Genomic DNA, 23,578 nt, shown 5'->3' with positions numbered 1-23,578 from the left:
TGACTATTGGTACTGGCTTGGCGTGCTAGTTGCAAGCTTCTGCAGCGATTTGCAACGAATGTCACGCATAGCGACAGCAACTGCAACAATCCAACCGTTATCCGTCTCTCATGACTCAGGCCGTCGAACCAGCTTGCCGACCAGCCGCTGCAGGCGTGGCGCGCCGATCCAGATCAGCGCAAAGGCCACCGGCCAGGCGATATAGAAAGCACGCCACCAGCGACCCAAGAACCCGTCTCCCAGGCCAGTATTGACCCAGGTGATCACTAGGGTCATCAGAGTGACCATGTAGATCGACATCAGCACGGAAAAGAGCAGCGGAGCGAAGCGCGCAGGGATCATCGACCTCTCCCAAAGTCGCAAACAGAATGAGCTTATAACGAAAATTCAATTATACCGGACGGGAGGATCACCGCCATAGGGGCGCGCCATCCTGTCGCGGCAAGGTCGACCTTGAAGGGTGAACCGAGCAAGACCACACTGAATTCAGCCAGTTGCCAGAAGACGAGGAAGACGCATGCCGGACCTGAATGCGCGCATTGAATGCCGACAAGGCGATATCGCCAATCAGCCGGACCTGGAAGCCGTGATCAATGCCGCCAATGCGGAACTACGCCCCGGCGGCGGCGTTGCCGGCGCGCTGCATCGTGCCGCGGGCCCCGAGCTCGATCGCGCCTGCCGCCCTCTGGCCCCCATCAAGCCCGGCCAGGCGGTACTCACCGAGGGCTTCGAGCTGCCCAATCGCTACGTGATCCACTGCCTGGGTCCGGTCTACGGCGTCGACGAACCGGCCGACGAACTGCTGGCCGCCTGCTACCGCCATGCCCTCGAACTGGCCGAAACCCATGAGATACGTTGCCTCGGCTTTCCGGCTCTTTCTGCCGGCGCTTTCGGCTATCCCGCGGCGGAAGCCGCACGCATTGCGCTGGCCACGGTGGTCCAGACGCTACCGACCTGCCCGCACGTCGAGCGGGTGCGCTTCGTTCTCTTCGATGCCGCCAGCCATGACCTCTTTCAGCACACCCTGGAAAGCCTCAAGCCCAGAACCTAACAGCCACGGGCTCGAGCCCGCAGCCCGTAGCCCGTAGCCCGTAGCCCGTAGCCCGTAGCCCGTAGCCCGTAGCCCGTAGCCCGTAGCCCGCAGCCAGTCTAAACGTTGTAGCCGAGCACCCTGGGCAACCACAGAGCGATTTCCGGAAAGATGGCCACCACCGCCAAGGCCGAGGCCATGGCCACCACGAAGAGCAGCGCCCAGCCCAGCGTCTGCTCGAGGCGAATCTTCGCCACTTCGGTGGTCACCATCAGGTTGACCGCCACCGGCGGTGTGAACTGCCCGATGGCAATATTCATCGCCAGCAAGATGCCGAACCACACCGGGTTCCAAGCGAAGTGCTGCATCACCGGAATCAGGATCGGCATCATGATCAGGTAGATGGAGATGGCATCGAGCACCATCCCGGCGGCCAGCACCGCGAGCATGATCAACACCAGCAAAAGGGTGCCATTGTCGGTGAGAGCGATGATCCACTCAGCCAGATGACGGAAGGTGCCGAGCATGGTGCCGGCCCAGGCGAAGATTCCGGCCAGGGTGATGATCAGCATCACCACCCCGGAGATCACCGCCGCCTCGCCGAACAGCTCCCAAAGGTCGCGCAAGCTGAGCTCGCGAGTGAGAAAGAGCCCCACCAGGGCCCCGTACGCCACTGCCACCACCGCCGCTTCGGTGGGCGTGAAGAGCCCCGAGCGCAGCCCGCCGAGTATCAGCACCGGCGCGAACAGCGCCGGCAATGCCTGCTTGAAGGTCGCTCCTACCTCGAGGCGTTCGGCACCCTCCACCGGCGTGCCGCCCTCCCATCCGTAGCGCTTCGACACCAGCAACGCCGGCACCAGCAGCGCCAGGCCGGCCAATACGCCGGGAAAGAGCCCCGCAGCGAACAAGGCCCGCAAGTCGACCCCCGGCACCACGATGGAGTAGAGAATCAATGCCACCGAGGGCGGTATCAGAATGGCCGTGGAAGCCGAGGCAGCGATCAGCGTCGCCGAGAAAGGCCTCGGGTAGCCGGCCCGAGTCATGCTGGGCAGCATCACCATGGCCACCGCGGCGGCATCCGCCGGCCCGGAGCCGCTCATGCCGCCCATGATCATGCACACCAGCACCGCCACCAGGGCGAGCCCCCCGTGTCGCGGGCCGATCAGCGCCTGGGCGAAGCGCACCAGCCGCGCGGCCACCCCGGCGCGCTCGAAGATCAATCCGGTCATGATGAACAGCGGAATGGCGATCAGCGGGTACTTGGCGATGCTGTTATAGGTATTGGTTCCCAGAGTGGCGAGCATCGCCGGCGACAACCCGGTCAAAATGCCCACGGCTCCCGCCAGCGCCAGCGAGAAGGCCACCGGCACGCCGGCGATCAGCAGACCGGCGAAGGCCAGCAGCATCCACAGGTCAGGGCTCATCCTCGAGCCTCCCCATCAGGCGCTCGCGGGTCTGCTGAACCTGGCGCACCAGCATCACCGCCGAGAGCAGCGGCAGCCACACCAGGTACCACCACTGCGGCACCCCCAGCCCCGGCGACAGCGTTTCCCACTGGTACTCCTGCCACGCCATGCGCGCTCCGAACCAGGTGATCAGGCCCAGCACCGCAACGCCGCACAGCCCTTGGAACAGGATCAGGGCCCGGCGTGGCGCGCCTGGCAGAGCGCGTTCCAGCAAGCCAATGCGGATATGCCCATTGCGACGCAGTGCCACGGCAGCGCCGGCAAAGGTGAGCACCACCAGCAGGAATACCGAGAGCTCTTCGGTAAAGGCGAAGGAGCCCCCGGTGAGATAGCGGGTGATCACGTTACCCAGGCTGATCAGCGCAATGACCACCAGCGCCAGGGCGCCTAGCCAGCGCTCCGGGCGCGCATCGGGAGACGGTTTCATGAGGGATCAGCGCGCCTCGATGGCCTCACGGGCAGTGTCGACGAGCTCCTCGCCGATGCGCGAGGTCCACTCCTCATGAACGCTGGCGGTCGCCTCGACGAAGGCCTGATGCTGCGCCTCGGTGAGCTCGGTGACCTCCACGCCACGCTCTTGAATGGCGGCCAGGCGTTCGCTCTCCTCCTCGCGAGTCATGGCGATCTCCCACTCACCGGCCTCGACGGCAGTCTCGCGCAGCACGCTGCGGTCTTCCTCGGAAAGGCTGTCCCACACCTGCTGGTTGACGGCAAACACCAAGGGATCGTTCATGTAGTTCCACAGCGTCAGGTACTCCTGGCCCACCTGATCGATGCGCGCCACGTCGAACACCGACAGCGGGTTTTCCTGGCCATCCACGGCGCCGGTGGTCAACGCCGGCTTGGCGTCGGCCCAGCTCATCTGAGTGGGGTCGGCGCCCAGCGCCGTGAAGGTATCCTGGAACAGCGGCGACCCCACCACGCGGATCTTCAACCCCTCGAGATCAGCCGGCTCGTCGATGGGCCCTTGGGAATTGGAGAGCTGGCGGAAACCGTTCTCGCCCCAGGCCAGCGGCACCACCCCTCGCGACTCGATGGCCTCGAAGACCATCTCGCCGGCTTCGCCGCCGGTCACGGCATCCACGGCCTCAACGTCGGGCATGAAGAAGGGCAGCGAGAAGAGGTTGAGCTGTGGTACCTGGGGCGACCAGTTGATGGTCGACCCCACGGCCGCATCGATCAGCCCGGATCGCATGGCGGAGAATTCCCGGGTCTGGTCGCCGTTGACCAGTTGGGAGTTGGGGTAGACGCGCAGCGTCAGGCGCCCCTCGGTGCGTTCTTCGACCAGTTCGGCCCACTTCTCGGCCGCCTGCCCCCAGGGAAAGGCATCGGGCAGCACGGTGGAAACGGAGAGTTCGCGCGCCTGGGCGGAGAGTGCCGTGGTGAGCACGGCGGCACCGGCCAGTGCAGCGGCGATTCGGGTGAGTCGGCGTGTCGCAATCATGACGTGTCCTTGACAGCAGGGGCGGTCGATTCGACCGCTCGTTATGGTTTTCGAAGCCTGGCTCGACGCGGCAAGGTGCAGCGAGGCGGCTCTCCCTATTCTACGAAGCGCGGCGTTGAATGATAGCCCGATAACGGATATCGCGACGGATGAGTGGCCTTCCTGCTACCCTCACGGCGCCATGTCAGGGGAAGGAAGGCTGTCACGTGCCACCACGCGACCTGCTGCTGGGCCTGTTGGTCGTCACGCTCTGGGCCCTCAACATCATCGTCATCAAGCTCGGCGTTACGGAACTGCCACCGCTGATGCTCACGACCCTGCGCTTTGCGCTGGTGGCCGCCCTGCTGGTGCCCTTTCACCCGGTGGCCCGCCATCAACTCCCCTTCCTGGCCCTGCTCTCGGTGACCTTTGGCACGCTGCATTTTGCCCTGTTGTTCATCGGCCTGGGTCAGGCGGAAGCCGGAACCGGTGCCCTGGTGGTGCAGATGGGCACCCCTTTCGCCACCTTGCTGGCCGTGGTTTTCCTCGGCGAACGCCTGGACGTCCGCCGCGTGGCAGGACTGGCACTCTCCTTCGGCGGGGTGGCGGTGCTCTCCGGCGGCCCCAGCCTACCCTCGGCACTGCCTCTGGTGCTGCTACTGACTAGCGCCATGGGCTGGGCGGTATCACAGCTGCTGATCAAGCATGGGCCACCGTTGGCACCGATGGCACTGGCCGGCTGGGTGGCGCTATTGGCCGTTCCGCAGGTGGCGCTGGGCTCCTGGTGGTTCGAACGGGGTCAGCTCGAGGCCCTCGCCCAGGCCGGTTGGCTGGGCTGGGGTGCCGTCTTCTATACCGCCGTGATGTCTTCGATCGCTGCCTATGGCCTGTGGTATGGCCTGCTGCGCCGCCATCCGGTCAATCGCCTGGCACCGCTCAGCCTGCTGGTGCCGGTGGGCGCGGTGTTGCTCGGAGCACTGCTGCTCGGTGAAACGCTCGACCCGCACAAGCTCACCGGCGGTGCCCTGGTGGTCGCCGGCCTGGCGCTGATCGTGGTGCGTCTGGGGCGCCGGCGACCACCGACCGCAGCGAACGACAGCGTGTGAACGCCCCCTTCAGTCACGCACTGGCTCGACCGCGCAGCCGTCGTCCTGGCCGGCCCAGGCAACGCAGTCGCCGATTTCGATACCGCGTTCGGCAAAGTAGCCGGCGTTGACCTCCAACGCGGCCCGGTAAGGGACGCCAGCCCTAGTGCTCGGGCAGTCGCCGGGATCGCTGGCGTCGCAGGGCTGCATGGTGTGGATGGCGGCGATGCGCCCCTCGGTGTCGAGGAAGGCGATATCCAGCGCGATGCGCGTGCGATACATCCAGAAGCTGCCCCAAGGCGGCTGAAGCCGGTCATAGGAGAACAGCATGCCGGCATCCTCGGCCAGCGAATCGCGTGCCATCAGCCCGCGGCTGCGCTGGGCCGGGGTGCGTGCCACCTCCACTGTCAGGCGGTGCTGCGTTGCGTCGGCATGGATGACCAGCGGCACGCGTTCGAAGGTCAGCGATGCGGCCGACACGCTCATGGCCACCCCGATCAGCCAGACAGCGGCAACCGGCCAATACCGGCGGCCGGCACCGCAGCGTTGGACGCTTTCGCTCATGCCCGCTCCTCGTCAATCGTCGGGTCGACATCCGGCATCAGATGGATGCCGCCGGCGAGCAGCGATACTGTAGCCTGCTCGCCGCGCGCCAGGCCGTTGCGCCGCGCTGCATGAGTGGCGATATCGAAACGCAGCGTCTCGCGGCCGTGGTCGAAGCCCAGGGTGATGGAGGTCATGCCGCCCAGTACCACCATTTCGATGACCTGACCGGTCACGGGGTTCTCGCGCTCCCCGCGCGAGGGACGACCGCGCCGATGCAGCACGACATCGGAATCGGGAAGATACCAGGCTACCCGACTCCCTTCGGCCAGTGCCTCGAGTCCTTCGGCCACCTCCAGCCGGTAGGGGCCCCACTGTAGGTAGCGCTGCCCCGCAACGCTGACCACCTCGCCCTCGAAGACATTATGACGGTCGAGTAGCCGCGCCACTTCCGGACTCGACGGATGGCGCAGCAACTCCCCCGGGGCACCGGCCTGCAACGTGCGGCCGCCGTGCAGCACGCACAGCCGGTCGGCCAGCGTTACCGCCTCATCCAGGTCATGGGTGACCAGTACGATGGGAATGCGGATTGCCTCGCGCAGCAGCGCCAGTTCGCGCTGCAGGCGCCGTCGGGTTACTTGATCCACCGCCGAGAAAGGCTCGTCCAGCAGCAGCACCTGCGGCTCGCGTGCCAGGGCTCGCGCCAGGGCCACGCGCTGGCGTTGCCCGCCGGACAGCTCGACCGGATAGCGGTCGGCGAGCCCATCGAGGCGCACCCGGGCCAGCCACTGTTCGGCACGCGCCGGACGCGCCTGTGGCTCGAGATGACCCAGCGCGAGGCGCACGTTGTCGCGCGCGGTGAGGTGAGGAAATAGTGCATAGTCCTGAAAGACGATGCCTACGCGACGTTGCTGAGGACGGCACATGATGCCGCTGGCGGTGTCGAGCCATCGCTCGCCGTTGCAGGCGATCACGCCATTCAGGGGACGGTAGAGCCCGGCAATGGCACGCAGCAGGGTAGTCTTGCCACTGCCCGAGGGCCCCACCAGCGCAAGAAGCTCTCCTGCCGCGCAGTGGAAGTCCGCCGCCAGCGGTATCGGCCCGGGCTGACGAACGCTGACCGCCAGGCGCTCTCCTCCCGTCAGCCGCTCAGCCACGACGCCACCGCCTTCTGCCCGCTAGGCCGTAGACCACGCCGATGGTCAGGAAAGAGACCGTGAGCAGCATGGCGGACATCGCCCCCGCTCCGGCTTCGTCGAAGGCCTGTACTCGGTCGTAGATGGCGATGGCCAGGGTTCGCGTTTCGCCGTCGATAGCGCCCCCCACCATCAGGATGACGCCGAATTCACCCAGGGTGTGGGCAAAAGTGAGCGCCAGCGCCGAGACCAGTCCCGGCCACACCAGCGGCAGTTCGATGCGCCACAAGGTCTGCCAGGGGGAAAGACCGCTGCACCAAGCCGCCTCGCGCAGATTGGGGGGAATCGCCTCGAAGGCGCGCTGCACGGGCTGCACGGCGAACGGCAGATTGGCCACCAACGAAGCGAGCAGAATGCCGGTGAAGGTGAAGTTGAGCCCCTCCCCAGTCAGGCGCTGCCAAAATGCGCCCAACGGCGCCTCGCCACCGAAGCTCATCATCAGGTAGAAGCCGAGCACGGTAGGCGGCAGCACCAGGGGGAGCGCCACGAAGGCCTCGCACAGCGGCTTGGCATGAAAGCGGGCCCGCGCGAGCCAGCGTCCAAGCGCAAGCCCCACCGGTAGCAGCAGCAGGCACGTCAAAGCTGCCAGGCGCAGCGATACCGAGAGCGCCGCCCAGTCCATCAAGGTGCGTCGTTTCCAGCATCGGGCAGGCGGAAACCGTAGTCGGCAAGAATCTCGCGGGCCTCATCCTGCTGCAGCCATTCGTAGAAGGCACGTGCCGTCTCGCCGGCGCCCTCGATCAGCGCCATGCGCTGCATCAGCGGGGCGTGCCAGCTGGCGGGAATCAACACGTGCTCGCTACGCGCCGCCACGGTCGGTGCCAATGCCAGCGAGTAGGCCACCAGGCCGCCGCGTGCGTCGTCGGAAAGGGCGAACTGAGTTGCCTGGGAAACGTTCTCGCCCAGCACGCGCAGCGGTGCACTGGTTTTCCACAGGCCAGCATGCTCGAGCGCCTGGCGCGCCGCGACGCCGTAGGGCGCATGCTCGGGATTGGCCAGGGCGATGCGCAGCCGGCCCTCCTCCGCCGCATGGGCGTCGATGGCCTTGCGCACGGCGGCAAGCGGCTCGTCTTCACCGGGCAGAGCGCCTCGCCCGGCACGCTGCAGCCACGCCAGCCGCCCCTGGGCGTAGACTACCCCCGTATCGACGGTGCGCCCCTCTTCATGCAGCGCCAGGACATAGGCTTCATCGGCCGAGAGGTAGAGCTCGAAAGGCGCCCCCTGCGCGATCTGACGCCGGAAATTGCCGGATGAGCCGAAATTGAGGCTAACCTCTCGATGTGTCTCGGCCATGAAGCGTTCGGCGGCCTCGGTCAGGGCGAACTGAAGGTCGGAAGCGGCGGCCACGGTCGGTACGGCCGCTTGGGCAGTCAAGGAGTGCAGGAGCAGACCCAACGCCAGCCCCCAGATCCGCAGTGAACGCATCGCAGGATTCTCATCTACTGCTACAGGGAGTTGGCATTGTCGTGCAGGAGCGACGCGGGGTAAAGCCGATCACATCGCGACATGGCGTGCGAAAATCGCCATCAGGTCGGGGCTGGCATCGCGGCTGCCCAGATCGAGCCGCGCCTCGAGCGCATGCAGGTGAGCATGAATGCCCTGCCGTGCCGCCTCGGCCTCACCGTCGCGCAAGTGGACGAGCAGTGACGGATGGTCGTCGGGCAGGTAGCAGCTGGCCACCCGCGGATGCTTGTAGAGCGCGATGACGATGGAGGTGCGCAGGATCAGGTCGGTCAGCATCGTGCCCAGCACTCGGTTGGGGGAGCGCTCGGCCAACAGGTGATGGATGGCCAGGGAGTGCTCGATGCGCGCCGTCTCGTCGCTGGCCGCATAGGCCTCGGCTTCGTGCGACACATGAGCTTCGAGGGCGTTCAGCGCTTCGGCATCGAGCCGGCCGGCCAGCAGCGCGACGATCTCGCCTTCCACCAGCCGCCGCGCCGCGAAGGTATCGCGCGTCTCGGCAATGCTCGGTGCCCGCACGCGAGCCACCTGATTGGGCGGCTGACTGACAACGTGCTCCGCAGCCAGCCGGGTCAGCGCCTTGCGCACCACCGAGCGGCTGACGCCGAAGACTTCGCCGAGGGTCGTCTCGGGCAGGCGCGTGCCGGGCGGCAAACGCTGGGCCAGCACCGCCTGACGTACCTGCTCGACGATGATTCTGTCGGCGCCGCGACGCTCGCCGCCGCGCCCATCCGCACGGCTGACCGCCGCTGCGTCCTCCTGCCAGGCACGACTCATGATGGGGTCTCTCCCGCTCTATCACGAACGCGCACAGCTTGGCAGGTTTCTCGGCAGCTGGCCACGGCCGACGCCAATATTGTATACAAGACCTCAGCGCATGCGGTGCTGCTCGCCAATATCGAGAATCTTCATCGTATTGGTGCCGCCATGGGCATTCATGTGATCGCCGCGGGTAAGGATGACGTGATCGCCCGGCTCGGCGATGCCATGGGCCACCAGTCGTGCCAGCGCCTGATCGTTGAGTTCGTCGGCGGTCATCTCGCTGGTGTCGAAAGGCAGCGATACCACGCCCCGGTAGAGCGCCATGCGCCGCTGGGCGATGGCGCTGTGCGCCAGGCCGACGATGGGCAGCCCCGAACGAATCCGCGAAGCGATCAACGGCGTGTAGCCGGAGGCGGTCATACAGGCGATGGCCGCCACCCCTTCCAGATGGTTGGCGGCGTACATGGCGGAAAGCGCAATGGTCTCGTCGATCTGCGAAAAGCCCTCGTGGATGCGGTGGCCGGATTCCTGGGCGATACGCTCGCGCTCGGCGCCCAGGCAGACGCGATCCATGGCCTCGATGGTCTCCACGGGAAAGTCGCCGGCCGCGGTTTCCGCGGACAGCATGACTGCATCGGTACCGTCGAGCACGGCGTTGGCGACATCGAACACCTCGGCACGAGTGGGCAGGGGTGACTCGATCATCGACTCCATCATCTGCGTGGCGGTGATCACCGCTCGATTGAGCGAGCGAGCGCGCTTGATGATGCGCTTCTGGGTACCGATCAGCGCCTCGTCGCCGATCTCCACGCCCAGGTCGCCGCGCGCCACCATCACCGCCTCGCTGGCCTTGATGATGCCATCCAAAGTGGCCTCATCGGCCACTGCCTCGGCACGCTCGAGCTTGGCCACCAGGCCGATGTCTCCTCCCGCCTCGCCGAGCAGGCGGCGCGCTTCCTGCATGTCCGCGGCGCTGCGTGGAAACGATACCGCCAGGTAGTCGACGCCGATATCCATGGCGGTGGCCAGATCGGCGCGATCCTTGTCGGTGAGCGCCGGAGCGGAGAGCCCACCGCCCTGCTTGTTGATGCCCTTGTTGTTGGAAAGCGAACCGCCCACCGTCACGGTGGTATGGATTTCACGTCCCGCCACTCGGCTCACGTCCAGCACCACCCGGCCGTCGTCGAGCAGCAGGCGGTCGCCGGCACTGACGTCGTCGATCAACTGCTGGTAGTCGCAGCCCACGCGTTCGGCATCGCCATCCTCGCTGCCCAGCGCCATGTCGAGGATGAAGGGCTGGCCTTCTTCCAGCTCGATGGGCCCGTCGCGGAAGCGGGCGATGCGGATCTTGGGGCCCTGCAGATCGCCCAGGGCGGCGACGCTGCGGCCGAGTCGAGCGGCGATCTCGCGTACCTGGGTCAAGCGTCGGCGATGATCGTCGGGCGAACCGTGGGAGAAATTGAGGCGCACCACGTCGACACCGGTGCGAAGCATCGCCTCCAGAACGCCCTCGCGGTCGCTGGCCGGTCCCAGGGTGGCAACGATCTTGGTACGACGAATGGGCTCGTGAATGGGGGCGTGGGGGGGATGGTTCATGGTGTCCTCGGTAACAGCAGAATGGCACGAAAATCGTTGACGTTGGTTCGGGTCGGGCCGGTGACGATCAGCCTGCCCAACGCTTGGAAGAAAGTATAGGCATCGTTGCGCGACAGGAAATCGAGCGGCTCGAGACCCAGCTCGCGGGCTCGCTGGAAATCCGGTGGAGAGAACGACGCTCCGGCATTGTCCTCCGAGCCGTCGATGCCATCGGTGTCGATGGCCAGCGCATGGATGCCCGGCGCTCCCTGTAGCGCCTCGAACAGACCCAGCAGGTACTCCACGTTACGCCCGCCGCGCCCATCACCGGCCACGGTGACACTGGTCTCGCCGCCGGAGACCAGCAGCAGCGGCCTGCGGATTTCCGGCTGAGCGGCAAGTGCCTGGCGCCCCTGCTCACGCCCCAGCTCCCGGGCCTCGCCTTCCAGGTCGTCGCCCAGCACGCGCACCGTCACGCCGGCGGCCTCGGCGGCACGGCGTGCTGCCTCGAGCGCGTCGGCGGCACGGGCGAGCAGCACCGTCTCGTCACGGGCGAAGGCGGCATCCGTGGGTGCCGGTGCCGTATGATCGCCGCTCAGGTGGCGATGCACCGTCTCGGGTATCGCGATGGCGTACCGTTCGAGCACCGCCAGGGCATCCGTCGGCGTGGTGGCATCGGGCAGCGTCGGACCGGAAGCGACCAGCGAGGGCTCGTCGCCCGGCACGTCGGAGATCAGCCAGGTGATCACCTGGGCGGGATGGGCCGCGGCGGCGAGCCGCCCACCCTTGATGGCCGAGAGGTGGCGGCGCACGGTATTGATGTCCCGAATCGGCGCCCCGCAGCGCAGCAGCTCACGGTTCAGCGCCTGCTTGTCGGCCAGGGAGATTCCCGGCGCCGGCAGCGTCATCAACGCCGAGCCTCCGCCGGAGATCAGCGCGATCACGCGGTCGCCCTCGGAGAGGCTCCCGACGGCCTCGAGCATTCGCTGCGCAGCCTTCTCGCCCAGGTCGTCGGGCATGGGATGAGAGGCTTCCAGCACCTCGATGCACCCGCAATCGGCGCCATGGCCGTAGCGAGTGACCACCAGGCCGGAGAGCGGCGCCTCGGGGCAGCGTGCCTGCCAGGCGCGCTCCAGCGCCGCGGCCATGGCGGCCGCCGCCTTGCCGGCCCCGACCACCACGGTGCGCCCCGGCGGCGGGTCGGGCAACTGGTCGGCCACCAGCGTGTCGGGATGCACCGCGGCCACGGCCATGTCGGCCAGCTGGCGGAGCCAGGCAGCGACGTCCGCCGCCGAATCCAGTTCCGGCAGGGAAGGAAGTTCGCTCATCAGTGAAACACTCCTTGCAGATGGCCGGGAACGGAAGTCCGATGATGGACGGTTCGGCACTGGCAAGTCCAGCGCTCTACCCTCCCAGCTCGTGGTTGGCTAGCTCCTCCAGCGCGCGCAGGATGCCGGAATGGTCCCAGTCGGCGCCGCCATGAGCCACGCAGGCCTGGAACAGCTGCTGGGCATTGGCGGTACCGGGCAGCGCCAGATCGAGGCTGCGCGCCCCTTCCAGGGCCAGGTTGAGGTCCTTCTGGTGCAGCTGGATCTTGAAGCCCGGGTCGAAGGTACGCTGGATCATGCGCTCGCCGTGCACGTCGAGAATCTTCGACTGAGCCAGGCCGCCGAGCAGCGATTCGCGCACCTTGACCACGTCGGCGCCGGCCTTGGAGGCGAACAGCAGCCCTTCGGCCACCGCCTCGATGGTCAGCGCCACCACGATCTGGTTGGCCACTTTGCAGGTCTGGCCGTCGCCGTGGCCGCCGATGTGAGTGATGGTCTTGCCCATCACTTCGAGAATCGGGCGGGCACGCTCGAAGCCGTGGTCGGTGGCCCCCACCATGATGGTCAGAGCCGCATTGATGGCGCCGCCCTCGCCGCCGGAGACCGGCGCATCGACGTACTCGCCGCCGGCCTCGACGATGCGTCTGGCGAATTCGCGGGTCGGTACGGGCGCAATGGAGCTCATGTCGATCACCAGGGTGTCCGGCTGCAGCCCCTCGACGACGCCGTTCTCGCCGAACAGCACCCGCTCCACGTCCGGGGTATCCGGCACCATGGTGATGATCACTTCGGACGCCTCGGCCACCGCCTTGGGATGGGCGAGCGTCTGCATGCCCTTGTCGGCCAGCTCGCTGGCCAACGGCTGGCTGCGCTCGACGGTGACGAGTTCGTGGCCGGCGTCCAACAGATGGCCCGCCATGGGGCGGCCCATGATGCCCAGGCCAATGAATCCGATCTTGCTCATGATGCTTCTCCTTTCAGCTTGTCATTGTGCATTCTGAGTTAGCGCACGCTTTCCAGCGACTCGAGAGATGAGCGCCGGGGGCAAGTCGAAGCGAGGGTCATTTGCCAGGGATGGCAAATGTAGCGCCCAGGGATGGGTTCACAGCGCCCTCGCGAAGGCTTGCCGCCGGAACAGCTCATCGCTGCTGGGGACCGCCCCCCAATCAGCGGACGCTATCCAGCCAGCCCAGCCCCTCTTCGGTCGTGGTAGCCGGCTTGTACTCGCAGCCGACCCAGCCGGCATAACCCAGCCGATCGAGATGGTCGAACAGAAAAGGATAGTTGATCTCGCCGGTGCCCGGCTCGTGGCGTCCCGGGTTGTCGGCGAGCTGCACATGCGCGATGCGATCGATGTGCCTCTCGATGGTCGGCGCGATATCGCCCTCCATGATCTGCATGTGATAGATGTCGTACTGCAGCTTCAGGTTGTCGCTTCCCACCTCGTCGAACAGCGCCAGCGCCTGCTCGGTGCGATCGAGGAAGAAACCGGGGATGTCGCGAGTATTGATCGGCTCGGCGAGCAGCCGAATGCCCGCTGTCTCGAGCCTGTCGGCAGCATAGCGCAGGTTGTCGACCAGCGTGCGGCGGGCCTCGGCGGCGCCGACGCCGGCGGGCTGGATGCCGGCCAGGCAGTTGACCTGGGTGTTGCCCAGCAACTTGGCGTAGTCGATGGCGCGGTCGACGCCGGCGCAGAACTCCGCCACGCGATCCGGGTGGCAGGCGATGCCGCGCTCGCCGGCGGCCCAGTCGCCCCCCGGTAGGTTGAAGAGCACCTGGGTCAGGCCGTTGTCGTCCAGGCGCCGCTTGATCTCCTCGGCCGGATAGTCATAGGGGAAGAGGTACTCCACCCCCTGGAAGCCGGCCCGGGAGGCGGCCGCGAAGCGGTCGAGGAACTCCACTTCGGTGAACAGCATGCTGAGGTTGGCGGCGAACTTGGGCATGGTCGTCTCCTTGGGTCGTGACCAGGACTCGCACTGTGCTGTGAGGCGCTGTGAACCCCTCCCTGGGCGCTACCTTCGCCATCCATGGCGAAGGACCTCCTCTACGCCCTGTCACCGGCGCCTCTCGGCGCGTCCTGGCAATCAATCGAAACGGTGATGAATCGCAGGGTCTCCTAGGTCTGTTGAGCGATGGAGGTGGGCGCATCCTCGACGTTCTCGGCCAACGCCTCGAACTCGGTGATGCCGTCCAGGTCGGTGCCCATGGCAATGTCGGTCACCCGCTCGAGGATGATCTCGACCACCACCGGCACCCGATACTCGGCCATCAGCGACCGCGCCTGCTCGAAGGCCGGGCCAATGTCCTCCGGCCGGGTGACGCGTAGCGCTTTGCAGCCCAGGCCTTCCACCACGGAGACATGGTCGACGCCATACTCGTCGATCGCCGAGCAGTTGACGTTCTCGAAGGAGAGTTGCACTTGGTAATCCATGTCGAAGCCGCGCTGCGCCTGGCGGATCAGCCCCAGGTAGGCGTTGTTCACCAGGACGTGGATCCAGGGCAGCTTGAACTGCGCCCCCGCCGCCAGCTCCTCCACCATAAACTGGAAGTCGTAGTCGCCGGAAAGCGCCACCACCTCGGCCTCCGGGTCGGCCCGCCGTACGCCCAGCGCCGCGGGAATGGTCCAGCCCAGCGGCCCGGCCTGGCCGCAGTTGATCCAGTGGCGCGGCTTGTAGACGTGCAGGAACTGGGCCCCAGCGATCTGCGACAGGCCGATGGTGCTGACGTAGCGGGTATTCCTGCCGAACGCCCTGTTCATCTCCTCGTAAACCCGCTGTGGCTTGACCGGCACGTCGTCGAAGTGGGTCTTGCGCAGCAGGGTGCGCTTGCGTTCCTGACACGCCTCGGCCCAGGCGCTGCGATCCTTGAGCTTGCCTTCTGCTTGCCACTCGCGGGCCACCTCGACGAACAGCTCGAGTGCCGCCTTGGCGTCGGAGACGATGCCGTAGTCGGGGTCGAAGATGCGCCCGATCTGGGTCGGCTCGATGTCCACGTGCACGAAGGTGCGTCCCTGGGTATAGGTCTCGAGGCTGCCCGTATGGCGGTTGGCCCAGCGGTTGCCGATGCCCATCACGAAGTCGGATTCCAGCAACGTGGCGTTGCCGTAGCGGTGTGCGGTCTGCAGCCCCACCATGCCGGCCATCAGTGGATGGTCGTCAGGAATGCTGCCCCAGCCCATCAGGGTGGGGATCACCGGCACGCCGGTGAGCTCGGCGAACGCGACCAGCCGATCGCTGGCGTCGGCGTTGATGATGCCGCCCCCGGCGACGATCAGCGGCCGCTCGGCCGCCTGGAGCATGGCAATGGCCTTTTCCGCCTGGGCACGGCTGGCGGCCGGCTTGTAGACGGGCAGTGGATCGTAGGTGTCGGGGTCGAACTCGATCTCGCTCATCTGCACGTCGATGGGCAGGTCGATCAGCACCGGGCCCGGCCGCGAGGAACGCATCAGTTGGAAGGCGTGCTGGAAGGCGCGCGGCACCTGTGCGGGCTCGAGCACGGTGATCGCCCACTTGGTCACCGGACCCGCGATGGCCTGGATGTCCACCGCCTGGAAGTCCTCCTTGTGCAACCTGGCGCGCGGTGCCTGGCCGGTGATGCACAGGATGGGAATGGAATCGGCGCTGGCCGAATAGAGCCCGGTGATCATATCGGTGCCGGCAGGGCCGGAGGTGCCGATGCACACGCCGATGTTGCCGGCCTGGGTACGGGTATAGCCCTCGGCCATGTGCGAGGCGCCCTCGACGTGGCGCGCCAGGACATGGTCGATGCCACCGAGCTTTCGCAATGCGGCATAGAAGGGGTTGATGGCGGCGCCGGGCACGCCGAAGGCGACATCGATGCCTTCCTTGCGCAGCACGTGAACGGCAGCTTCGGCAGCGGTCATGCGAGCCATGACGGATCCTCCCGTGAGTGGTGTTGTTATTGGGAACCAGATTGTGGAAATTATTTCTGAATCCTTTTCTGTATACGAAGCTAGACAGCCACCGCCTGGCTGTCAATTTTTTATGGAAAATATTTTCACATTACTGAAGATCCACAAAAAACCCAGGCTCTATCAACTGCCTGGGCATCGAATGAAGCTCAGAGGAAATCCTCTCGCGGGCTCACTCCAGGGTCACACGGACCGCGAGTGGATGCTCGTCACAGTTATGGCCCTCGCCGCCGCGGTCGACGACCAGGAACTCGCCCTCGCGCTCCAGCACCGACTGAATGGCATGCCAGGTCCCGGTGCGGTAGTTGACCCCCTGGCGGCCATCGGTAACGAAGGCGCGCACCTCGCTCGGGTCGATGCTGTCGCCTGGTGGCGCGACAACGATCACGAACCTTTCCTCATGGAGCGGCATGAAGGCCTGGCTGCCCAGCGGATGACGCTCGAGGAAGTCGAGTTCGAGGGGCAGCGTCACCGGCCGGCTGACGAAAAGGCTGATCAGCGTGCGAGCCCCTTCGCCCAGGGTCTCGACCCTGGCCAGGTCGTGGTAGCGCCGGGTACGTCCGGCGTTGATGTGAAAATAGTCGGCGATACGCGTGTCGATGACGTCGCCGAAGGGGGCGAAGGCCTCCGGCGTCAGCGGCGCGGCTTTCAGTTCCAGCATATCGATCTCCTGAACAAGACTGCCCCTCTACTCGGGGCTGATCCGGCGACAGGCCTGTTCGGGGGCGCTGAGAACCCCTCCCTGGGCGCTACCGATGCCCTGCTTCGCTCTCGCGTCCTGCTCCGCTTGCAGGACCGGTGCTGGCCATCCATGGCCAGCCCGTTCGAAGCAGTGCTTCTCACCCATGGCATCGGACCCCCTCCAGGCCTGTCCCCGGCGCCCCTAGGCCGCTTAGATTCGGAAAACTCGGCGAGCGAAGGTCAGGCAAGGCGAAAATCGTCGAAAAAGCGGAGTTTACTAGTGTAAATGAGCATTTTAAGACGATTTTCAACGCCGCATGACCGAGCGCAGCCAGTTTTCACAGCCGCAGCGCCGCGTGGCGGTTCACGTCCTTGTACAGCAAATAACGGAACGGCCCCGGGCCGCCGGCGTAGCAGGCCTGGGGGCAGAAGGCGCGCAGCCACATGAAATCGCCGGCCTCGACCTCGACCCAGTCCTGGTTCAGGTGGTAGACCGCCTTCCCTTCCAGCACGTAGAGGCCGTGCTCCATGACGTGGGTCTCGTCGAAGGGAATCACTGCCCCGGGCTGGAAGGTGACGATGTTGACGTGCATGTCGTGACGCACGTCTTCCGGGTCGACGAAGCGCGTGGTGGCCCAGCGTCCCTCGGTGTCCGGCATCTCGTTGGGTGCGATGTCATTCTCGTTGACCACGAACGCTTCCGGCACCGCGATGCCCTCGACGAACTCGTAGGCCTTGCGCACCCAGTGGAAGCGCACCGGGGCGCCGGACTCGTTGCGCAGCTGCCAGTCGCTGCCCGGCGGCAGGAAGGCGTAGCCGCCAGGCACCATGCGGTGGCGCTCACCGCCGACGGTCAGGGTCATCTCGCCTTCCACCACGAAAAGCACGCCCTCGGCAGCGGAGTCGAGCTCGGGGCGTTCGCTGCCGCCATCGGGGCCGACCTCCATGATGTACTGGGAGAAGGTCTCGGCGAAGCCGGAGAGCGGGCGCGCCAGCACCCACAGGCGGGTGGCCTCCCAGAACGGCAGGTTGCTGGTGACGATGTCGCGCATCACTCCCTTGGGAATGACGGCGTAGGCCTCGGTGAACACCGCCCGGTCGGAGAGCAGCTGAGTCTGGGGCGGGTGGCCGCCGTGGGGGGCGTAGTAGGTGCGTTGGCTCATGATGTGTCCTGCAAAAAGCGTTATTGACCAAGGATACGGCTTTGCTGAGGTCGGTAGCGTTCGAGGCTGTTCCGGCGACAGGGCTACGAGGGGGCGCTGTGAACCCTTCCCTGGGCGCTACCGATGCCATCCCTGGCATCGGACCCCCTCTTCGCCCTGCCCCCGGCGCCTCTCGCCGCGGGTAACGGCCTATTCCCCGACGACCCTAGGCTGCCAGCCAGGTCGAATCATTCGAACGATGTCATCGATCAGTGGTTACCGGGTGATGCTCCACCCAGTGCCGCGCGATATCGACGCGCCGCGCCACCCACACCCGGTCGTGAGCCTCGATGTGGTCGAGGAAGCGCTGCAGGGCGCGGAAGCGGCCGGGGCGACCGAGCAGGCGGCAGTGCATGCCTACCGAGAGCATCTTGGGCGTCTCCTCACCCTCTTCATAGAGCACGTCGAAGGCATCGCGTAGATAGGTGAAGAAGTGCTCGGCGGTATTGAAGCCCTGCGGCGCGGCGAAGCGCATGTCGTTGCTGTCCAGGGTATAGGGCACGATCAGGTGGTCGTGTGCCCGGCCCTGGCTGTCCGTCGCGCGCGTCCAGAACGGCAGGTCGTCGCCGTAGTAGTCGCTGTCGTAGAGGAAGCCGCCCTCGTCGAGCACCAGCCGGCGGGTGTTGGGGCTGTCGCGGCCGGTGTACCAGCCCAGCGGCTTCTCGCCGTAGAGGCGCTGGAAGATCGCCATGGCCTTCTGCAGATGCTCGCGCTCGATTGCCTCCGGGACCTCCTGATAGTGGATCCAGCGATAACCGTGGCAGGCGACCTCATGGCCCAGTTCCTGGAAGGCGTGGGCCACCTCGGGGTGGCGCTCCAGCGCCATGGCCACGCCGAACACGGTGAGCGGCAGGCCGCGGCGCTCGAATTCGCGCAGGATGCGCCACACCCCCGCCCGCGAGCCGTACTCGTAGATCGACTCCATGCTCAAGTGACGGTCGGGAAAGGCCGGCGCGCCGATGATCTCGGAGAGGAACTGCTCGGAGCCGGCATCACCGTGCAGCACGCAGTTCTCGCCCCCCTCCTCGTAGTTGAGCACGAACTGCACGGCGATGCGGGCATTGCCGGGCCAGTTGGCATAGGGTGGCGTACGGCCGTAGCCGATCAGGTCGCGGGGATAGTCACTGGGAACGGGAAAGACGGACGAAGAAGACGACATGGCGACGATCCAGATTGTTGTTGACTCGTGCCGCTCTCGGGAAGCGACACGACAGTTTGTGTATACAATACACGCTATGCCGCCTCCCGATGCATTGCAAGACCCCCCGATGTTCCCGCCCCACCCAGCCATCACCCGACCGAGCTGCCGTCACGCACGGTCGGCCGCACGCGCCGGCCCGGCAGCGGCAGCACGCGACGAGAGCTCCATTCGGCAAGCGCTCGCTAGAACTCCAACCCACTGTTTTCATTTGTCAAAAAACTGATGACGAAGCCCTGAAAAAACGTCCTTGCACTCCAGAGATCGGCACTCTATCTTTGTGTACAAAAACATCGAATCCTTGTCCACAAAGAACCGAGAGCCCTTGCCATGCGAATTCGGGTCATCAATCCCAACACCACTCACGCCATGACCGCAGCCATGGGAGAGGCCGCTCAGAGCATCGCCGCCCCCGGCACACGGATCATCGCCACTCAGCCGGACAGCGGCCCGGCCTCCATCGAGAGCCACTTCGACGAAGCGGTCGCAGCAGTGGGAGTGATCGATGAGATCATCGAGGGCGAGCGCGAGGAAACGGACGCCTACGTGATCGCCTGCTTTGGCGACCCGGGGCTGCTGGCCGCACGCGAACTGACCCGCGCGCCAGTGATCGGCATCGCCGAGGCGGCCTTCCACATGGCGACCCTGATCAGCACCCGCTTCTCCATCGTCACCACCCTGGGGCGTACCGGCATCATCGCCGAGCACCTGCTGGCGCAATACGGCTTCACCCACCACTGTCGGCGGGTGCGTGCCGCGGAGATCCCGGTGCTCGATCTGGAGGAGAGTGGCGACGCCGCCCTTGGACGCATCATCGACGAGAGCCGCCGCGCCCGAGACGAGGACGGCATCGGCGCCATCGTCCTCGGTTGCGGCGGCATGGCGAAACTGACCGGCGAGATCAGCGACGCCGTGGGCCTACCCGTGGTGGAAGGCGTCACCGCCGCCATCAAGCTGGCCGAGGCGCTGGTCGGCCTGGGGCTAAGCACCAGCAAGCACGGCGATTTGGCCTTTCCCCGTCCCAAGGCCTTCACCGGCCATTTCGAACACTATGCCAACTCGTCGGCACTCCGCTGACGACGTTTGCACGACCTCAGCGCGCCGTCCGGCGCCCTGCCACGACAACCACAACCGCCCCGCGAACACGCCACGCCGCACCAGCAACCGAAGCCACGCTTCGGCGCATAACCACAACATCCAGCAACGACGTGCGAGGTCTCCGACATGACCACCCCCACTACCCACGACACGGCCGCCGAGCCGGCCGCTCACGCTGCCGGCCAAGCCGGCATCACCAAGGCACCCGGCGACGAAAGCCTGGCGCCCCAACAAACCCGCATCATGGGGCGCCCCTCCTACTTCCTGGCCTGGTTCGGCGGTTGCGTGTCCATCGGCACCTTCGCCATGGGCTCCAGCGTGGTGGGCACGCTGAACCTGATCCAGGCCACCCTGGCCATCGCCATCGGCTGTTTCGTCATCGGCATCGCGCTCGCCATCAACGGTGCCGCCGGCTACAAGTACGGCATTCCCTTCATGGTCCAGACGCGCAGCGCCTTCGGCTTCGCCGGCACGCGGATTCCGGGGCTGGTGCGCGCCGTGCCAGCCATCGTCTGGTATGGTTTCCAGAGTTGGATCGGCGCTGGCGCCTTGAACATGGTTTCCGCCACCCTGTTCGGCTTCGACAACCTGGTGTTCTACTTCATCAGTTTCCAACTGCTCCAGATCGGTCTGTCGGTGACGGGCTTCCAGGGCATCAAGTGGCTGGAGAACATCGGCAGCGCCTTCATCCTCGCCTCGCTGGTCTACATGTTCTACGCCACGGTGCAGCGCTACGGCGACGAGCTCTCGGCGAGCCTGCTGACCATGGAAGGCTCCTGGGGCATGCCGTTCTGGGGCGCCACCATGCTCTTTTTGGGCATCTACAGCACCATGATGCTCAACGTCAGCGACTACTCCCGCGAGCACAAGCACGGCACCGGGCCGGGGCTGCTGACCACCATCTACGCCATGTCGATTTTGCCCTGCACGCTGTTCATGGGGCTGATCGGCTTCATGGTCTCCGAGGCCACCGGCACCGCGGACCCGATCCAGGTGTTCGCCAACGCCGTGGACAACACGCCGCTGCTGATGACCACCCTGCTGTTCATCGCCTTCGCCCAGGTGACCACCAACGTGCTCAACAACGTGGTGCCACCGACCTACGTGCTGATGGACGTGTTCAAGATGAAGTATCCGGTCGCCACCGTGATCGTCGGTCTGCTGGCCTTCGCCACCTTCCCCTGGAAGCTGGTGCAGCCGGAATCCGCAGCGGGCCTGCAGCTCTTCGTGCAGACCTACTCCGCCTTCCTCGGCCCGATCTTCGCCGTACTGGTGGTCGACTACTACGTCATCCGCCGCCGCACCCTGGATCTCGACAAGCTCTACGACGCCACCGGCCCCTACCAGGGCGTCAATCTCGCCGCGGTGATCGCCACCGGCGTGGGCATCGTCGCCGCCCTCGCCTTTTCCGCCGTCTCCTGGTACGCCAGCCTGATCCCGGCCGGCCTCACCTATTACCTGCTGATGAAGCATTGGGCGCCCTGCCAGCGCTTCTGCCAGTGATCCAGGCCCGCCGTCCGACCGGACGGACGGCGGCTACACCCACAACGACGACAGTGATGCGACCCCGGGCCGATGCCCGGGGTCTTCGTATTGGGTTTGCCAAAATGTCAGACATTTAATAGGCTAGCCACGACATCCCGCTCAGGATTGCTTAGCCATGTCCCTGGATGGCCTTCCCCACCACCGCGGCGGCGCCGAGGCGCTGGCCCGGCTGCTGGCCCGGGCGCTGCTGGCCGGCCGCTGGCAGCCCGGCGACGCCTTCCCGCGGGAGCTGGATCTCTGTACCCACTTCGCGGTGAGCCGCAATCAGGTGCGCAATGCGCTGGCCAGCCTCACCGCCACCGGCCTGATCGAGCGCACCGCCGGGCGCGGCAGCCGGGTGCGCGAGGTCTCCGAGTGGCACCTGCTCGACCCGTTGATCAGCGACTGGATGACCGGCATCGAGAGCCTCGACCCCAAGCTGGTGCGCGAGATTCTCGCCTTCCGCTACTCGGCCGAGCCGGTACTCGCCCGCCTTGCCGCGCAGGCCGCCGAGGAGGCGGACCTCGAACGCCTGGAGGCCGCCTTCCACGGCATGACCCGCACCGCCGCCGCGCCCGAGGCCCGAGACCAGCACGTGGAGTACGACGTGGCTTTCCACGACGCCATCTACCGCGCCAGCCACAACTTGGTATGGCGCCAGATGGGCCACCTGCTGCGCCCCTCGATCATCGCCCTGATCCAGGGCTCCCAGGCCCAGGTCCATCGGTTTCACGACGGACTGGGCGACAGCCTGACGCGCCATGGCCGAGTGTTGGAGGCCATCCGCCGTCATGACCCGGACGCCGCCGAACGTGCCGCCCGGGAGGTGTTGCGGCGCACCGCCATCGACTTGGGCATCGTCACCGACACCCACCCCGTCACCGCCTCGGCGACCGAGCCCGAGAGCTGAACCGGAGGGAGACACCATGAAGATCACCCGACTCAAGACCTGGCAGGTCCCGCCGCGCTGGCTGTTTCTCAAGATCGAGACCGACGCGGGCTGCTACGGTTGGGGCGAGCCGGTCGTCGAGGGTCGCGCCGCCACCGTTGAGGCAGCCGTCCATGAACTCGCCGACTACCTGGTCGGTCAGGACCCGCACCGCATCGAGCACCTGTGGAATACCCTGTACCGCGCCGGCTTCTACCGCGGCGGGCCGATCCTGATGAGCGCCATCGCCGGCATCGACCAGGCACTGTGGGATCTCAAGGGACGCGACCTGGGCGTACCGGTGCACCAGCTCCTGGGCGGCGCCGTGCGCGACCGAATGCGCATGTACGCCTGGACCGGCGGCGACCGACCCAGTGACGTGGGTGCCGGCGCCAAGGCCCTGGTGGCGCAGGGTTTTACGGCCTTCAAGATGAACGCCATCCCGGAGCTTGCGATCGTCGACAGCCACCGCAAGGTCGACGAAGCGGTAGCGCGCGTGGCGGAAGCCCGCCATGCCGTGGGCCCCGACGTCGGCATCGGCATCGACTTCCACGGCCGGGTGCATCGCCCCATGGCCAAGGCGCTGCTTCGCGAGTTGGAACCCTTCCACCCGATGTTCGTCGAGGAACCGGTGGCGCCGGAGCACCTGCCCTGCCTGGGCCAAATCGCCGGCAGTCTGGGCTACCCCCTGGCCACCGGCGAACGGCTGCATAGCCGCTTCGCGTTCCGCGACCTGCTCGCCGACGGCATGATCGACATCATCCAGCCCGACCTCTCCCACTGCGGCGGCATCAGCGAGGGCTTGAAGATCGCCGCCCTGGCCTCTGCCCACGACGTGGCGCTGGCCCCGCACTGCCCGCTCGGCCCGCTGACGCTGGCCGCCTCCCTGCAGCTCGACGCGGTGTGCCACAACGCCTTCATCCAGGAGCAGAGCATGGGCATCCACTACAACCGCGACAACGACGTGCTCGACTACCTGGTCGACAAGACGGCGCTGGCCATCGTGGACGGCTTCTGCGCCATCCCCCAGGGCCCCGGGCTCGGGGTGGAGATCGACGAAGCCTTCGTCGAGGAGCGCGCCAGAGTGGGCCACCGCTGGCGCAACCCGGTATGGACCCACGAGGACGGTTCCATCGCCGAATGGTGA

The 23,578-nt window shown here is 66.3% G+C and carries 23 protein-coding genes; 6 read left to right on the top strand and 17 right to left on the bottom strand.

Annotation, left to right across the window (positions count from 1 at the left end; translation table 11 throughout):
* Positions 1-108: 108 nt before the first annotated feature.
* Positions 109-342 (bottom strand): DUF2798 domain-containing protein, encoded by a 234-nt coding sequence (locus GFD32_RS00675; protein ID WP_163574293.1) that lies wholly within the window; start codon positions 340-342, stop codon positions 109-111.
* A gap of 175 nt (positions 343-517) precedes the next feature.
* Between GFD32_RS00675 and GFD32_RS00670 the strand changes: the two genes are divergently transcribed.
* Positions 518-1,051, top strand: a complete 534-nt coding sequence (locus tag GFD32_RS00670) for a macro domain-containing protein (RefSeq protein ID WP_163574291.1) — start codon at positions 518-520, stop codon at positions 1,049-1,051.
* A 98-nt stretch (positions 1,052-1,149) separates the two neighbouring features.
* Here GFD32_RS00670 and GFD32_RS00665 read toward each other — a convergent pair whose 3' ends face one another.
* Genes GFD32_RS00665 through GFD32_RS00655 form a run of 3 tightly spaced genes read right to left on the bottom strand, consistent with a single transcriptional unit; the run spans position 1,150 to position 3,940 of the window.
* The gene (locus GFD32_RS00665) at positions 1,150-2,454 is read right to left on the bottom strand and encodes a TRAP transporter large permease (protein ID WP_163574290.1); all 1,305 of its coding nucleotides are present in this window, start codon (positions 2,452-2,454) and stop codon (positions 1,150-1,152) included.
* A complete protein-coding gene (locus GFD32_RS00660) occupies positions 2,444-2,923 on the bottom strand; it encodes a TRAP transporter small permease (RefSeq protein ID WP_163574288.1) in 480 nt (159 codons plus the stop codon). The genes GFD32_RS00665 and GFD32_RS00660 overlap by 11 nt, the downstream gene beginning before the upstream one ends.
* 6 nt (positions 2,924-2,929) lie before the next feature.
* Positions 2,930-3,940, bottom strand: a complete 1,011-nt coding sequence (locus GFD32_RS00655) for a DctP family TRAP transporter solute-binding subunit (RefSeq protein WP_163574287.1) — start codon at positions 3,938-3,940, stop codon at positions 2,930-2,932.
* Positions 3,941-4,146: 206 nt separating this feature from the next.
* Here GFD32_RS00655 and GFD32_RS00650 point away from each other — a divergent pair, with 206 nt between their 5' ends.
* Entirely contained in the window at positions 4,147-5,025 is an 879-nt protein-coding gene (locus GFD32_RS00650; RefSeq protein WP_163574285.1) for a DMT family transporter, read from the top strand.
* Between the two features lie 9 nt (positions 5,026-5,034).
* On the opposite strand, the gene GFD32_RS00645 is transcribed toward GFD32_RS00650, so the two are convergent.
* The 13 genes from GFD32_RS00645 to puuE form a co-directional block, all read right to left on the bottom strand.
* Positions 5,035-5,568 (bottom strand): DUF192 domain-containing protein, encoded by a 534-nt coding sequence (locus tag GFD32_RS00645; protein ID WP_163574283.1) that lies wholly within the window; start codon positions 5,566-5,568, stop codon positions 5,035-5,037.
* Entirely contained in the window at positions 5,565-6,704 is a 1,140-nt protein-coding gene (locus GFD32_RS00640) for an ABC transporter ATP-binding protein (protein WP_240455501.1), read from the bottom strand. The genes GFD32_RS00645 and GFD32_RS00640 overlap by 4 nt, the downstream gene beginning before the upstream one ends.
* On the bottom strand, positions 6,697-7,365 hold the full coding sequence (gene modB / locus GFD32_RS00635; protein WP_163574402.1) for a molybdate ABC transporter permease subunit: 669 nt from the start codon (positions 7,363-7,365) through the stop codon (positions 6,697-6,699). Before modB ends, GFD32_RS00640 begins: the two co-directional genes overlap by 8 nt.
* On the bottom strand, positions 7,365-8,168 hold the full coding sequence (gene modA / locus GFD32_RS00630; RefSeq protein ID WP_163574281.1) for a molybdate ABC transporter substrate-binding protein: 804 nt from the start codon (positions 8,166-8,168) through the stop codon (positions 7,365-7,367). The genes modB and modA overlap by 1 nt, the downstream gene beginning before the upstream one ends.
* Positions 8,169-8,237: 69 nt before the next feature.
* Positions 8,238-8,981: a GntR family transcriptional regulator gene (locus GFD32_RS00625; protein ID WP_163574280.1), complete on the bottom strand. Its 744-nt coding sequence runs from the start codon at positions 8,979-8,981 to the stop codon at positions 8,238-8,240.
* A 93-nt stretch (positions 8,982-9,074) separates the two neighbouring features.
* Positions 9,075-10,562 carry a pyruvate kinase gene (gene pyk, locus GFD32_RS00620; protein ID WP_163574278.1) on the bottom strand — a complete coding sequence of 496 codons (1,488 nt, stop codon included), beginning with the start codon at positions 10,560-10,562 and terminating at the stop codon, positions 9,075-9,077.
* Positions 10,559-11,869 carry a glycerate kinase type-2 family protein gene (locus GFD32_RS00615; RefSeq protein ID WP_163574276.1) on the bottom strand — a complete coding sequence of 437 codons (1,311 nt, stop codon included), beginning with the start codon at positions 11,867-11,869 and terminating at the stop codon, positions 10,559-10,561. The genes pyk and GFD32_RS00615 overlap by 4 nt, the downstream gene beginning before the upstream one ends.
* 76 nt (positions 11,870-11,945) lie before the next feature.
* On the bottom strand, positions 11,946-12,833 hold the full coding sequence (locus GFD32_RS00610) for a 2-hydroxy-3-oxopropionate reductase (RefSeq protein WP_163574273.1): 888 nt from the start codon (positions 12,831-12,833) through the stop codon (positions 11,946-11,948).
* Positions 12,834-13,035: 202 nt separating this feature from the next.
* On the bottom strand, positions 13,036-13,812 hold the full coding sequence (gene hyi / locus GFD32_RS00605; RefSeq protein ID WP_163574270.1) for a hydroxypyruvate isomerase: 777 nt from the start codon (positions 13,810-13,812) through the stop codon (positions 13,036-13,038).
* Between the two features lie 173 nt (positions 13,813-13,985).
* Entirely contained in the window at positions 13,986-15,761 is a 1,776-nt protein-coding gene (gene gcl / locus GFD32_RS00600; protein WP_163574268.1) for a glyoxylate carboligase, read from the bottom strand.
* Positions 15,762-15,972: 211 nt separating this feature from the next.
* A complete protein-coding gene (locus tag GFD32_RS00595; RefSeq protein WP_163574267.1) occupies positions 15,973-16,461 on the bottom strand; it encodes an ureidoglycolate lyase in 489 nt (162 codons plus the stop codon).
* A 358-nt stretch (positions 16,462-16,819) separates the two neighbouring features.
* Positions 16,820-17,644: a bifunctional allantoicase/(S)-ureidoglycine aminohydrolase gene (locus tag GFD32_RS00590; protein ID WP_163574265.1), complete on the bottom strand. Its 825-nt coding sequence runs from the start codon at positions 17,642-17,644 to the stop codon at positions 16,820-16,822.
* A gap of 241 nt (positions 17,645-17,885) precedes the next feature.
* Complete coding sequence (puuE, locus tag GFD32_RS00585) at positions 17,886-18,842, bottom strand: allantoinase PuuE (protein WP_163574263.1); 957 nt, start codon at positions 18,840-18,842, stop codon at positions 17,886-17,888.
* A 369-nt stretch (positions 18,843-19,211) separates the two neighbouring features.
* Here puuE and GFD32_RS00580 point away from each other — a divergent pair, with 369 nt between their 5' ends.
* The 4 genes from GFD32_RS00580 to dgoD all read left to right on the top strand — a co-directional run bounded on the left by GFD32_RS00580 (position 19,212) and on the right by dgoD (position 23,578).
* A complete protein-coding gene (locus tag GFD32_RS00580) occupies positions 19,212-19,958 on the top strand; it encodes an aspartate/glutamate racemase family protein (RefSeq protein ID WP_163574260.1) in 747 nt (248 codons plus the stop codon).
* A gap of 147 nt (positions 19,959-20,105) precedes the next feature.
* Positions 20,106-21,482, top strand: coding sequence for an NCS1 family transporter (locus GFD32_RS00575; RefSeq protein ID WP_240455500.1), 1,377 nt, complete (start codon positions 20,106-20,108; stop codon positions 21,480-21,482).
* Positions 21,483-21,639: 157 nt separating this feature from the next.
* A complete protein-coding gene (locus GFD32_RS00570) occupies positions 21,640-22,413 on the top strand; it encodes a FadR/GntR family transcriptional regulator (RefSeq protein ID WP_163574258.1) in 774 nt (257 codons plus the stop codon).
* Between the two features lie 16 nt (positions 22,414-22,429).
* Positions 22,430-23,578 (top strand): galactonate dehydratase, encoded by a 1,149-nt coding sequence (gene dgoD, locus GFD32_RS00565; protein WP_163574256.1) that lies wholly within the window; start codon positions 22,430-22,432, stop codon positions 23,576-23,578.

This window comes from Halomonas faecis, assembly GCF_010993975.1.
Classification (GTDB): Bacteria; Pseudomonadota; Gammaproteobacteria; order Pseudomonadales; family Halomonadaceae; genus Halomonas; species Halomonas faecis.
Note: the sequence above shows the minus strand (reverse complement) of the source record. Positions and strands in the feature narration are given on the sequence as shown.